This window comes from Abyssisolibacter fermentans (genome assembly GCF_001559865.1).
GTDB classification, from domain to species: Bacteria; Bacillota; Clostridia; order Tissierellales; family MCWD3; genus Abyssisolibacter; species Abyssisolibacter fermentans.
The window spans coordinates 181,764-195,198 of the sequence record NZ_LOHE01000037.1 but is presented as its reverse complement, the minus strand read 5'-3'; the positions used below and the strand labels follow the sequence as shown (position 1 = coordinate 195,198).

16 protein-coding genes are annotated in these 13,435 nt (G+C 27.7%); 3 read left to right on the top strand and 13 right to left on the bottom strand.

Going from position 1 to position 13,435, the window contains the following annotated elements; genetic code table 11:
• Nucleotides 1-27 precede the first annotated feature (27 nt).
• Both AYC61_RS04505 and AYC61_RS04500 read right to left on the bottom strand, forming a co-directional pair.
• A complete protein-coding gene (locus AYC61_RS04505; protein ID WP_066497482.1) occupies nucleotides 28-1,389 on the bottom strand; it encodes a HAMP domain-containing sensor histidine kinase in 1,362 nt (453 codons plus the stop codon).
• On the bottom strand, nucleotides 1,389-2,063 hold the full coding sequence (locus AYC61_RS04500) for a response regulator transcription factor (protein WP_202906800.1): 675 nt from the start codon (nucleotides 2,061-2,063) through the stop codon (nucleotides 1,389-1,391). Before AYC61_RS04500 ends, AYC61_RS04505 begins: the two co-directional genes overlap by 1 nt.
• Before the next feature lie 452 nt (nucleotides 2,064-2,515).
• Between AYC61_RS04500 and AYC61_RS04495 the strand changes: the two genes are divergently transcribed.
• Nucleotides 2,516-3,115, top strand: coding sequence for a LysE family transporter (locus AYC61_RS04495; RefSeq protein ID WP_066497480.1), 600 nt, complete (start codon nucleotides 2,516-2,518; stop codon nucleotides 3,113-3,115).
• Between the two features lie 189 nt (nucleotides 3,116-3,304).
• Here AYC61_RS04495 and AYC61_RS04490 read toward each other — a convergent pair whose 3' ends face one another.
• The 7 genes from AYC61_RS04490 to AYC61_RS21015 form a co-directional block, all read right to left on the bottom strand.
• The gene (locus tag AYC61_RS04490; RefSeq protein ID WP_066497478.1) at nucleotides 3,305-3,775 is read right to left on the bottom strand and encodes a flavodoxin family protein; all 471 of its coding nucleotides are present in this window, start codon (nucleotides 3,773-3,775) and stop codon (nucleotides 3,305-3,307) included.
• Between the two features lie 169 nt (nucleotides 3,776-3,944).
• Nucleotides 3,945-5,168, bottom strand: coding sequence for a MalY/PatB family protein (locus AYC61_RS04485; RefSeq protein ID WP_066497476.1), 1,224 nt, complete (start codon nucleotides 5,166-5,168; stop codon nucleotides 3,945-3,947).
• A gap of 760 nt (nucleotides 5,169-5,928) precedes the next feature.
• Complete coding sequence (locus AYC61_RS21035) at nucleotides 5,929-6,078, bottom strand: hypothetical protein (RefSeq protein WP_156456343.1); 150 nt, start codon at nucleotides 6,076-6,078, stop codon at nucleotides 5,929-5,931.
• 230 nt (nucleotides 6,079-6,308) lie between these two features.
• Nucleotides 6,309-6,467 carry a hypothetical protein gene (locus tag AYC61_RS21030; protein WP_156456342.1) on the bottom strand — a complete coding sequence of 53 codons (159 nt, stop codon included), beginning with the start codon at nucleotides 6,465-6,467 and terminating at the stop codon, nucleotides 6,309-6,311.
• Nucleotides 6,468-6,574: 107 nt separating this feature from the next.
• The gene (locus AYC61_RS21025) at nucleotides 6,575-6,727 is read right to left on the bottom strand and encodes a hypothetical protein (protein WP_156456341.1); all 153 of its coding nucleotides are present in this window, start codon (nucleotides 6,725-6,727) and stop codon (nucleotides 6,575-6,577) included.
• 801 nt (nucleotides 6,728-7,528) lie between these two features.
• Nucleotides 7,529-7,666, bottom strand: coding sequence for a hypothetical protein (locus AYC61_RS21020; RefSeq protein ID WP_156456340.1), 138 nt, complete (start codon nucleotides 7,664-7,666; stop codon nucleotides 7,529-7,531).
• Between the two features lie 71 nt (nucleotides 7,667-7,737).
• Nucleotides 7,738-7,887, bottom strand: a complete 150-nt coding sequence (locus AYC61_RS21015; RefSeq protein ID WP_156456339.1) for a hypothetical protein — start codon at nucleotides 7,885-7,887, stop codon at nucleotides 7,738-7,740.
• A 689-nt stretch (nucleotides 7,888-8,576) separates the two neighbouring features.
• Between AYC61_RS21015 and AYC61_RS21965 the strand changes: the two genes are divergently transcribed.
• Nucleotides 8,577-8,711 carry a hypothetical protein gene (locus tag AYC61_RS21965; RefSeq protein WP_275935213.1) on the top strand — a complete coding sequence of 45 codons (135 nt, stop codon included), beginning with the start codon at nucleotides 8,577-8,579 and terminating at the stop codon, nucleotides 8,709-8,711.
• Between the two features lie 62 nt (nucleotides 8,712-8,773).
• Nucleotides 8,774-8,842: an IS3 family transposase gene (locus AYC61_RS22335; protein WP_156456357.1), complete on the top strand. Its 69-nt coding sequence runs from the start codon at nucleotides 8,774-8,776 to the stop codon at nucleotides 8,840-8,842.
• Nucleotides 8,843-9,066: 224 nt separating this feature from the next.
• Here AYC61_RS22335 and AYC61_RS21005 read toward each other — a convergent pair whose 3' ends face one another.
• The 4 genes from AYC61_RS21005 to grdC form a co-directional block, all read right to left on the bottom strand.
• Nucleotides 9,067-9,213 (bottom strand): hypothetical protein, encoded by a 147-nt coding sequence (locus AYC61_RS21005; protein WP_156456338.1) that lies wholly within the window; start codon nucleotides 9,211-9,213, stop codon nucleotides 9,067-9,069.
• Between the two features lie 534 nt (nucleotides 9,214-9,747).
• The gene (gene trxB, locus AYC61_RS04480; RefSeq protein WP_066497474.1) at nucleotides 9,748-10,686 is read right to left on the bottom strand and encodes a thioredoxin-disulfide reductase; all 939 of its coding nucleotides are present in this window, start codon (nucleotides 10,684-10,686) and stop codon (nucleotides 9,748-9,750) included.
• Nucleotides 10,687-10,705: 19 nt separating this feature from the next.
• On the bottom strand, nucleotides 10,706-11,878 hold the full coding sequence (gene grdD, locus AYC61_RS04475; RefSeq protein ID WP_066497471.1) for a glycine/sarcosine/betaine reductase complex component C subunit alpha: 1,173 nt from the start codon (nucleotides 11,876-11,878) through the stop codon (nucleotides 10,706-10,708).
• 9 nt (nucleotides 11,879-11,887) lie between these two features.
• Complete coding sequence (grdC, locus tag AYC61_RS04470) at nucleotides 11,888-13,426, bottom strand: glycine/sarcosine/betaine reductase complex component C subunit beta (RefSeq protein ID WP_066497470.1); 1,539 nt, start codon at nucleotides 13,424-13,426, stop codon at nucleotides 11,888-11,890.
• Nucleotides 13,427-13,435: the final 9 nt, after the last annotated feature.

Genomic DNA, 13,435 nt, shown 5'->3' with positions numbered 1-13,435 from the left:
CCTCCAATATTTTATTTATATATAATATTAAATAATCACAACAAACTTAACTCCATTTTGGGTGTTTTCTACACGATAATCTCCTTTATGCAAAACTACAATTTGCTTTACTATGGCAAGTCCTAAACCAGTCCCAGTTTTCTTACCTTTCTTTTTATAAAAACTATCAAAAATAAATGGTATGTCCATTTCATCTATAGGCTCACCACTATTAATTACTTCAATTTTTAAATGATTATTCAAATTAGAAACATTTAACTCTATTTTTCCGTTAGAATGTTCAATAGCATTAGACAATAGATTTTTTACAACCTGTTCAATTCTTTGTGCATCCATATTTATACACAAATCACCCACCTGATTACTATATTTAAACTCTAATCCATTTAATTGAATATAATTCTTATACGTAGTTATAATCTTATTCAACCAAGGATTAACGAAAATTTCTTCTTTACTTATGCTAAAAAGTCCAGTTTCCATTTTAGAAAAATCCAACACATCTTTTATTAGCTTACTCATATTTTTAGTTTCATTATAAATACTCTCAATATAATGATCTCTTTCAACTTCATCTTTATAAATACCATCATAAATTAATTCTGAATAACCTTGAATAACTGATATTGGTGTTTTTAATTCATGTGCAGCTTGTGCTAAAAACTGCTTTTTAAGTTTTTCTACTGCTCTTTCTTTCTTTATTTCAGCTTCTAGTCTCTGTATATTTGATAATAATTCTTCATAAAGCAGATTCAAAGATTCATTTAATTGCCCAATTTCATCTTTTGTATTTGAAACCATTACAGATTGAACCTTTTTTGATTTCATAGACTGTGCTAATTTATTTAACTCTTTAATTGGCTTTGTAATCTTAATAGATATAAAATAGGCACTTATTATAGATATAAGCAAACTTATTAAAAGTAAATATACAAAAAAATTCATCATAATCAATACTGCATCTTCGAGTGATTGAATAGACACCTCATAAATTAGATATCCATTCTCCATTTTTACGCCAAAGATATAAATCTCCACGCCAATCTTATTTATAAAATTAGCTTCAAAAATGTCATCTTTAATATAGCTTCTAATTTCACTTTTCTTTCTAGTCATATTAGAACCGTTTATTTGACCATTATTGTCTATAAAATAGGTATCCCCACCAATTTCTATTCTTAACTGATCAAAATAATCATATATTTGGTCAAAATTATCCTCTTCAAATGCCATTTCTATTTTATTAGTATACTGCTTTATACTCTCTAGTTTTTGATTTTTGTAATACTCTGGCAAAAAATATCTGATAGCTATCCCAACAAATAAGAATAAACTTAGAGTAAAGCTTAAAAAGACAATAAATATCTTAAATGAAATTGATTTTCTCATTATTCTTTCACCATCCTATACCCAAGCCCCCTAACAGTTTCAATGCACCGATTTTTTCTGCCAAGCTTTTTTCTAAGCCTTTTTACATGTGTATCAACAGTTCTTTCATCACCAAAATAATCAAAACCCCACACAGCATCTAAAATCTTTGCTCGAGACAAGGCTATATTAATATTATCTACAAAATATAAAAGTAAACTATATTCTATGGGTGTTAAATCAATCTTCTCATCATCTATATATGCTTGCCTAAAATCCTTGTTAATTCTAATTTGATTTATAATAATTTCATTGTTTGCTGATAATACATGATTTCTCTTTAGCAGTGCTTTAATGCGAGCTACTAGCAACCTTGAGCTAAAAGGTTTTGTAATATAATCATCAGCTCCTAATTCAAAACCAAATAGTTTATCTTCTTCTTCACTTCTGGCTGTAAGCATAATGACAGGAACATCCATAGATTCTCGTATATGACGTAATATAGTCCAACCATCCTTATCTGGTAGCATAATATCAAGTACTATTAAATGATATTCTCTTTCAGCAAGCTTCTTTAATGCTTCTTCACCAGTACTTGCTTCAAATAGTACAAAGGATTCTCTTTCAAGATATTTTCTTATTATTTCTCTAATCCTGTCATTATCTTCAACTAGCAAAATTTTAATTTCATACATAAGCATTATCTCCAATACAACTTAGTGTTAAATCACAAATATAACTTATAAAAATGTACTCTGTTAAGTTAATCTTTCGTTCAATTTCCATAAAAATATCTAATACTATTATTTCTACCGACTTCAATAACATGCATTTTGTCTTTGCTATTTATTAATTACTTTCAACTCCTTTCTTATTTTTACTGATTTTATATTTTCATTTTAGTAATGTTTTGTGACAGTTATGTGACGATAATATGTAACTTTACTTAGTTTTACTATGTAAAAGCTATTTTAATTATTTATAGTTTTATTTTATTAAATACCCAATTAAATTAACTTTAGCAATTTTATTAGTTTTTAGTTTATAATAGAATATATTATCTTCTTCGAAATAAATAAACAACGAAATGTTATATAAAGGTTAAGTATTATAGAAGCAAAAGTTATGACTTTAAGGAGGAATTGCTATGTTTAATATTATTCCGTTTTTATCTTATGTTTTTGCGGTAACATTTACACCTGGTCCAAATAATATTATGTCTATGGTAAATGCAAGTAAATCTGGGTATAAAAAAACTTTCAAATTTATATTAGGCGTATTTACAGGATTCTTTATAATTATGATTCTTTGTAGTTTTTTTAATCTTATACTATTTAACGCAATGCCAAAGATTAAAATATTCATGGGTATTTTAGGAGCTGTATATATGACATACCTTGCAATAAAAATAGTGAAAAGTAAAGAGGAAGTAAGTAATAAGGATGAAAAACATATAAGTTCATTCATTACTGGTATAACAATGCAATTTGTTAATCCCAAAGTAATACTATATGGTATAACTGTAATTTCTAACTTTGTTATTCCTTATTACAAATCTAATGTTGCCATAATTCTTTTTTCTATTTTCTTAGCATTTATTGCTTTGATTTCAACTTCATGTTGGGCATTATTTGGAGCACTTTTTAATAAATTCTTATCAAAATATAGAAAACCATTTAACATAGTAATGGGATTACTGTTAATTTATAGTGCTATATCTATATCAGGTATAACTCATTTGTTTTAAGCTAGTGTTTAAATTAAGAAGATCAACCAATAAATTCTTTAGAAGTTACAGACATTTTTTGAGCACGATATTGATGCCTATATTTTTCATCTTTATATAATCAGAAAAATATAGGCATCTATAGAGTAAAAAATGTCTTGCATAGCTTCAACAAAAAAACATTAAGCCACACTTCCCTCAAACGTCATATTAAGATATTTCTTTTATTTCTTCTACGAACATTTCTATTGATTTTTTAATATCTTCATCAGACATTTTCTTTTTTGCTATTCCAAGCTTTGCATTTAATTTTGGCGATATACTCTCAACATAGTCAAATGATTTCTTTAAATCACTACTTTCACAATCTAGTACTAAAGCTAAATTTTTAAACTTATCTTTTAGTTTGATACAGTAACTATTAATAGCTGGTGGCACTTTTCCTGCCCAGACTGGTGATACTATAATTACCATATCATATTCTTCTGGTTTTTTTGTATATATAATTTGCGTCTTTTTCTTTTTTAATGCATAATAGCCACCTTTTACAAAGCCTAAAGCACCCTTCCAACTTTTGTCGTCTTTTATTTTATCTAAGTCACCATTTATTCTCTGTGCAATATCTTTAGCTAAACTCTCAGTGTAGCCTGATCTAGAAAAATAAGTAACCAGTGTTTTCATATATTCTTCCTCCTATTCTATTATTAATTAGAAGATATCATTTTTGGTATTATTTTGCAACTATCCTTATTATTTATTCTTCCAATATTTCTATACATCTAGACTTATCTACTAAATAACTATTATATTTTTTATATCTTTTATATCTTTTATTAAGATTTTACATTTATTATATTATTTCATCTACAGCTTTTTTTAAGTTATCCAGTGCAGTTTTTAATATAGCTCTAGGACATGCTATATTTAGCCTTACATACTCTAAACATTCTTCATCAAATGCTGATCCTGGATTAACACCAATACCAGCTTTTTCTACAAAGAAATCTAATAAATCTCTATCTTTTAATTTCAGTCCACTACAATTTAACCAAACCAGGTAAGTAGCCTCTGAATCAATAGGTTTTATTTGAGGTATGTTTACTTTTAAATAATCTTTTAGATAATTTAAGTTTCCTTCTAAATAAAATAATAAATCTTCAAGCCAATTTTCACCATGTGTATATGCTGCTTCTAGAGCAACCTCTCCTAGTACATTACCACCATCTAATCTATGCTTAGATAATATATCATTGAATTCATTTCTAAGCTTTTCATTTGGTATAATTATTACTGAAGTTGACAATCCTGCCAAACTAAATGTTTTACTAGGAGCTATACAAGTTATAGAATTCTGCTCTAATTCCTTGGAAAGTGAAGCTATAGGTATATGCTTGTAATCAGAATATATAATATCAGAATGTATTTCATCTGATACAATTATCATATTATTTTCTAAACACACGTCTCCAAGCTTAATAAGTTCTTCTTTTGTCCATACTCTGCCTACTGGATTGTGTGGATTACAAAGCATAAACATTTTTACTTTAGCATCTTTAAGTAGCTTTCCTGATCCACTGTTACTAGTAAAACTAACATCCTTTATTGTTATTTGTTTATGTAATTTATCTAAGTCCATATAATATTTATTGTCTTTTATGATGAGCTTATTATCTATTACAATTCTTCCATTATCTTTTATTGTTTGCTTGAATGGTGGATAAGAAGGACTTTGGACTAGAATTTTGTCTCCTATATTACTGAAAGCCTCAACAGTAACACCTAAAGCTGGTACTATACCTGGCGAAAAAGTTATCCACTCTTTCTTTATATTCCAACCATGCCTTTTCTTAACCCAACTTATTATTGATTCTAAGTATGAATCAGATCTATATGAATATCCAAATATTCCGTGCTCTACACGTTTTTTAAGTGCTCCAAGAACTTCATCTGGAGCCTTAAAATCCATATCAGCTACCCACATAGATAGAATATCTTTCCTACCAAAAAATTCTTCATTCATATCCCATTTAACACTATTAGTGTTCTTTCTATTTATAACTTCGTCAAATCCCATTAATCTACCCCCTAACAAATATATTACTTATTTCTTCTATAAATATATATTTATATCCTCTGTAAAAAACATTTTAGAATCTATTATTAAATAATCCTTCCTATTTAAAATAGTCTAAAAGATTCTATATTATCACTTTTTTATTAATACTTCTTATAATAAAAAAAGCTGTAACAAGTTTTAATCTTATCACAACTAAATGAAGTTTAAATTTATCTAATACATTGATTTTCTCTAGTACTTTATTTATTAAAACCATTGTACATTGTAGTTTCTTTATGCATCATTAATTTTTTATAATGCAATATGTATAAAAAAAAGAAGTCAGTTATACTATTAATGACCTCTATCACTTTATATACTTTATATTTATTTATTATTAACACTCTTCATGTAATCCACTAACTGATTTATTCTTTTATTATTTTCTTTGACTAATTTGTTTAACATATTAACTCGGTTTAACACTATTAATAATATAAATAATATAGTGATATTTAACATGATAATATATAAATTCATCTAATCCTTTTTTACCTCCTTTTAAACAACTTAATGTCCTAAGTAATTATAACATAATCATTTTTAAGAAACACTTAGTAATATTATCTAAATAGTTGAATTAACTAGACCTAATACTTATATTATTTTTTAAACGATAAGATTATTTAGCTTTAACCCGAATATTCAAATAATTTTGATTAATATAAGATATTTATTTTTTCATGAACATACCGGGATTAATAATCAAATATTAACCTTACTTTAGTGGCATTGGAGGATCATTATGCCTATTATATTCAAGTGCAGTAGCAGTATAATTATCCATAAATTTATCGCATAAACATCTACAGTAATATTCGAAAGTAGTTATAGTTTTAAGATTTAATTTTTTTGTTAGTTTTTTCATTTTAACACTCCTCTCTTATAAATAATAGTAGGTGTAGGTCTAGTTAATTTAAAAATTAAATTTTCACAAAATATATTATTGTAAACTTTATTATTATTTTTGTACAATTCGTGAATTTAATTTAAATACCTATATTGCAGTTATTTACTTACTTATTTATTTAGTTAATTTCAAAACAAAATCTACATATATTCCTATGTAGATTTTGTTATATTCATTAATAAAAATAATTATTTTAAAGGCATATCTGGATCATGAGAAATATTATAATTAGGTGCATAATCATCATAACCATCGAAATCTGAGACATCGCATGAACAACCACATATAGGGTTAACTGCTCCAAATGCAGTAATATTTGTATTAACTTTCTTTATTAATTTTTTCATTATTTCATCTCCTTTTTGTTAATATTATTATTAGGTCCAATGATTTAATTACATTTACTTACTTTTAATAACTTGTTTCTATGGTCTTAATAATATAGAATTCAAATCTATATATAAGGTAAATCTGGATCATTATGTTGATTGTAATTATAAGCGTAATCGCAATAACGGTCATTAACTATAATACTACACTGACACCCGCAATAAGCTGCAAACGCTTTAGTATTACTTTTATTAACTTTTTTAATAAGTTTTTTCATTCAATTAATCTCCTCTCTCAATGTTCTTCATTAGACCTAATAATATTAATTTTTCCGTTTTACTTACTAAGAGAGTTAATCCAAATCATGATAAACATTATAATTATTAGCCATATTCTTTATAAACTATCACAATCATAGCCACTGCATGAACAGCCATAATGTGGTACAAATCTAGTAAAAATAGTTACAGTAATTTCTTTAAATTTTAAAAATCAATCTTCTTTTACTGGTTTCTAATTAGGATTAAAAACTACAATAAATCAACTGTAATAAAGAAGATAATGCTTAGTATAATCTAATTAGTAGGATAAGGTTTCGTCGGACTATTATATTGATTGTATTCATCAACATGTTCACATTGCATATCTCGGTTGTAGCTACAATTACATGCACAATAATATTCAAAATCATGTAAAGTGGCAGCAACAGTTTTTTTGTTTATTCTTTTATTTATTAATTTAAGTTTATTTAGCTAACATTATTAAAATTCATTGAAAGGTTCATTATTTTTTTATACTCGTTGTATACTCTCTATCATCATAATGATCTTTTTCATCACAGTGACATATACAATAGAAATTATATGTAATCACTATATTAGTATCAACTTTTTTTTATAAGTTTTTTCATTAAATTAACCTTATCTTCATCTTTTCATCATATGTTATTATATTTGTTTTTTATTAACTTTATGAAAATTAAAAAGGTGTTGCTTAAGATACATTTTCAGACAACACCTTTTTAAATTGTATTTAGTATCTTATTTTACTTAAAAATAATTAATTAACCCAGTTATAATTACTCACCATTTTCTATTCTGTAAGCATGTTGTTTGTTTTCATAATAGCTAACATACTGATCACAGTCACATATGCAATAATATATAAATGCTGCAATTATAGAATTAGTATTTATTTTTTTCATTAATTTTTTCATTCTAATCCTCCTTTCATTGTTTATTTAGATTGTAAATTTTGATTCAATTAAAAATACATGCTATTTTTAAACTATTCAGGGATTGGTTCATTATTTTCTATCCTGTACATACGTAAGTATTCACTATAATGATCAGTATAGTATATATCGCAATTACATCTGCACTCAAATTTAAATGCAATTATTGTAGTGGTATTTATTTTTTTCATTAATTTTTTCATTCTAACCCTCCTTTCATTATTCATTTATTATTTGAATTACATATTTTATTTAATTAGATTTATCCTAGAATTATACTGCAGGCTCATTATAGTGAAGATATGTTGAAAGTGTGACGTGACGATAGTTCTCTAAGCCTGAACAATACATCTGCATGAACCTTGATAATATTCACAATCATGAGTACTTATATTAACTTTCTTTATAAGTTTTTTATTGAATTTTTCTTCCTTTTTCAATTAGTTATATATTAATAATAATGTTTTCATTTACATATTGTTTGATTGTTAAAATATTATCTTTTTATTAGTATGATTTTTGAATCATTGATTTTGTTCCATATTTTTATATATTTACTATATAAATTTAATAATGTTTTATAATGTATTATGTTCTTGTATTTTCTATATTTATGGATAATGTTTATATTCATTCATTTCAAAATAAAAATCCCCTAATTCTAAATAAATTTATTTCTTTATCTATTCAAAATTAAGGGAATATATCAAAACTTACATACAATTCTTTAATTCATATACTAAGCCAATTTTCTTACTTTTAATCTATTTTTAAATTATAGATTTGTTTATTCCATTTTAACTATTTATTAAATCTAATAAAAAAAGAGAGCTGAACGTGATATAATACTTCCAAAGTAGACAGTCTAATTAATTAAAAATAAACTATCTACTTGGAGGTATTTTTTATAGGAAGAAAACCAAAATATAATAAAGAAATTAAAATTGAAGATTATATAGCTGGAAAAGGTAGCTTTTACAGTATAGCCAAGTCAATTGGTTGTGCTACAGAGAGAGTACGTCAATGATATTTAAAATATAAAATTCATGGTTTTAAAGCCTTTGATACTAATGTATAGATAACGGTTCTATGGAAGGTTTCTTTGTTATATTAAAATCTGAAATGTTTTACGGAAAGAAGTTTAAATATCTTGAATAATTAATAGAAAAAATAGTTGAATACATTAAATTTTACAACGAAAAAAGATTTTAAAAAAGATTAGGATGCATGGCTCCTTTAGAATATCGAAACCATGCATCTATATGTGCATAATATATTAATTAGTTAATCTGTCTACTTGACATGGGTCAGTTCAAAACAACTCTCTCACTGTTTTTCACCTAAACCTTTTTTTTACGGAACGTTAATAATAGTTAATCGATTTATATGTGAGGATTATTTGGATTTTCATTATTAACAGTTTCCATATTTTCATAATAATTATATGGGTCCTGCGAATTACATCTACAAAGACATCTAGAAAATGTAGAAATAGTACTTTTGTTTATCTTTTTAATTAATTTTCTCATTACATACACCTCCTTTATAAATTTTAGTTTCTTTATTTAACTGCTTAAAATATATGAAATTTATTCACACACTTATCTATATGATTTTTTTGTTTGCAATTTTGTTCCATAATATTTAATTTTTTTTACTAAAAATATGCTAAAATATGGTTTAATAATGTATTTTGTAAATAAAAATCATAAATTTGGGTTCTCTGCTTATATTAAAAGATGCTGCCTCTAAATATGTTTTTGAGCAGCACCTATTATAAATCACATTTAATCCTGTATAATTCTCTTAAGTTTATCAGTAAAAATTAATGTTCTAATTCTATATAGAATTTAATTAGTTGCAGAACTCTAAAACTATGAGGTTATCAAAGCTAACATATATATCTATCCAATAATATAAGTAATAAATAGTGCATATTCATAAACTTAGTCAATTCATGATTATACCTATTTTAAAAATTATAGTCTATTTATTACACTTTAACTAATTATTGATACACAATAGAAAAGAAAGCTAGTTAATAGCTTTCTTTCTATCTAACATTATCCTAAATGCTCAATATATTTTTCTGCTGATACTGCTGCTATTGCTCCGTCTGATGCTGCTGTTACTACCTGTCTTAATGGTTTTACTCTGCAATCTCCTGCTGCAAATAATCCATCTACACCTGTAGCCATTCTATCATCTGTCTTTATATATCCATGGTCAAGCTCTAGTATATCTTTCAATACATTAGTTTGAGGTACGTAACCAATGAATATAAATACTCCAAATGTTCCATCTTCTTCATCAGCTTCATGAATAGATTCTTCCTTTGTTTCTCTGTTGTATAGAACGATTGACTCTACTATTCCATCGCCTTTTATTTCTTTAATTTCTGTGTTCCATTTTATCTCAATTTTCTCATTATTAAATACTTTTTCTTGTATTGACTTTGCACATGTTAGCTCTGGGTCTCTTGATAATAAATAAACTTTTCTTGCAAAGTTTGTTAAAAACATAGCTTCTTCAACTGCTGAATCACCACCGCCAACTACAAATACTTCCATATCTTCAAAGAAAGCCCCATCACATGTTGCACAATATGATACTCCTTTACCTGTGAATTCTTTTTCACCCGGAACTCCTAATAGTCTTGGTTTAGCTCCTGCTGCATAAATAACTGCTTTTGCTTTGTAAGTTTCTTTTTCACATATAACTTCTTTTATATGACCGTCTAATTTTAATTCAGTTACTGTGTCTTTTACTATATTTGATCCAAATTCTTCTGATTGTTCTACCATTCTTGCTATTAATGAAGGACCACTGGCATCTCTTACACTACCTGGAACATTAGCAACTTCTTCAGTCGTCACTATTTGTCCTCCAACCTTTGATTTTTCTATAATTACAGCATCTAATGTAGCTCTTCCGGCATATAAACCTGCTGCTAATCCTGCAGGTCCTCCACCAATAATCACAATATCATATGTTTTTTCCACAACATTCACTCCTTGTAATCTAGTCTTTTGTTATATATCCTGCTTTTGCTAAAATATCAGAAGCGTCATCAATATTTTTTACATTAACCATTACTATAGGACCGGTACATCCCATTCCAGTTTCAGCATAGATATTATTTTTCCAGATTTCTTTTACAGCATCTTCTAAATCCATGATATCTATACCTGAAATTGCTCCTGTCACAATTTCTTTTTTAGGAGGCGTTATTTCTTCTTCATCCTCTTTATTGGACTTTTTATCTTTTGTCAGTTCTTTTAAAATATCATTAAGTTTAGCTTTTTTAGCTTTTTCAAACTCTTCCTTTGATTTCTTTATAATGTCTCCTCTAGCTACTTCCCCGGCATATTTTATTGCACTCGCAATGAGAGGTGAACCTGAAGCTCTTGATATAATAAGAATATTTCTTTCATATCCATCTCCAACTCCCGGACCATAGCCATAGCCTAATGCCTCATAGCTTCCACCCGTTGTGTATGATGAAAACATTTTAATTAACAAATTTCCAGTAAGAGAATCTGTTATCATAACATCTGGTGTTCCTGCTAGCAAATCATTTCCTCTCATAACAGCTCCGCCATCTGCTCTTAGTGACTCTGTGAAATTTATGTCATATCCATTAGATTTAAGCTCTTTTAATGTTCTTTCTACTTGTCTTGCTCCATCAACATTTAATATGCCTACCGTTGGATTCTTTTTGCCCAATGCCTTAGCTACAATTATTCCATATAGACCATTTTTAACCATAGCTTCTGTTCTATGAGGAGATGAAGTACCTGTTGTTGTAGCTATAAGCATTTCCTTTCCTTTTGCAGGAGTTATTACTCTACCTACTGTAGAAACTCCTATAGGGAAGTTATAATGTAAAGTTACACATCCTTGTATTTCTCCTGAATCTAAAAGTTTTTCCATAACCTTGTGCTGCTGTTCTTCTGTATCTGCTTCATAGTTTTTTAGATTTGTGTCATTTTTAGGACCAATTAATACTACTTCTATTGAATTATCATTTTCTTGTGCAGCCATAGCTCCATTTAAAACATTTTCTGTGCCATGTTCACTTCCTAAAACAGTAACACCTATTCTGACTTTCTTTCCAAATTGACCTGTTTCAATACCATCTGCTATGTCATTAAAAACCTCAGCAATCATTTGTTTTATTTTATTATGCTCCATAATACACCTCTATTCTTCACAAAGCTTAGATGCAAATTCTCTCATAGCTTCTGCTACCATTTTCTTTAACGCTTCAGCAGGAAGTGCACCTTGAGTCTCAGTTTCACCGCTGTTAGCTTCTATTATTACAGACACTCCATCAAATAAGTTAGTCATTCTTCCTAAGAATAAACTTCCCTTTCCAACTATCATAGCTTTTTTGATGGTTCCTGCTATTATTTCATCTTTAGCAAACCCTATATATGGTACTCCTGACGGAATGTGACCTTGCGTTGGTGCCCAGCCAGCCATACCATGTTTCTTTACAAACTGTGGAAGCTCTTTTCTGTCTAATTCTTTTCTCTTAACTCCTAAAGCTCCTATCATTTTATAGTTTGCTGTAGGCACATCTCCTGCTCCAGCAGGTTTTGTTATATCTGGATTTTGCATTTCAACAGAGTACTTATCTATATCTGTTATTTTCATGTTACCTTTATCTAAAGGATTAGTTATTAAAGAAGTAATTACAGCTTGTGGTGAAGAACCTGTTCCAACTGTATGTTTACCTATTAAATCAGTTCTAATAACAGGATTTACTCCATCGTTTTTACTTACAAGAACTGCAAAACCGCCTAAAGTATCTTCAAGTATTGGCATTTCTTTTTTAACATGGTCTTTACCATTCATTCCAAGTTTAGCAGTTGCACCACCAGCAACAATAACAACATTGTCATATGTCCCTGCTTTTACAAGAGAAGCAGCCTCTATCAATGCATGTGTTGGAGCAGCACAGAAACCTCTAGTATCAGATCCCGTAGCATTATCACAACCACAAACTTCTGCTATTGCTTTAGCAAAGTTTCCTCCACCTCTTTGATTCATATCTCCACATGCTTCTTCTGAACATTCCACAACATAATCAATATTTTTTGGATCTATGTCGTTTTTTTCGAATAAATTTAACATAGATAATATACCTGATGCTTTAACAACTAAGTTTTCAAACATTACATGCGCATTTAAATTTATATCAACATCATGGGCTCTCTTAACACAACCAACTAATTTTTCATCATTATATATTGCTTCAGCATGATGTTTTTCTATTTGTTCTTTAATACTTTCTAAATCAGAACCTTCTTTAATTTTTGATACCATTTCTTCTGTAATTAATGGATGTTTATTTAGTTTTTCTTTAACTTGCTTTGTAAATTCATCTGTTAACATAACTAAATCAAACGCATCAGCAATTTTCATTAACCCTATGAATTCATCTTGAGGCATAATTTCACCATATTTACCAAACCTACTTGCATTTTCAACTTTTTTATCAAACCAAGGCATCTCATATTCTGCAAGTTTCTCTGGTGTTATTTCTCCTATATATGTCTGATTTGGAGGATAATTTACTACATCCTCATATTTTCTAAGATGTTTAGGTAATGCTTTTAAATATTCTGATTCTGGATTTACAATTTTCTCAGTTGTTTGAGTTGTACCATTATGCATAATCATGTCTGGAGTATGTACTAAAACATATCCAGCTCCTTTTATAACTGCAAAAGACATTTTTTACAC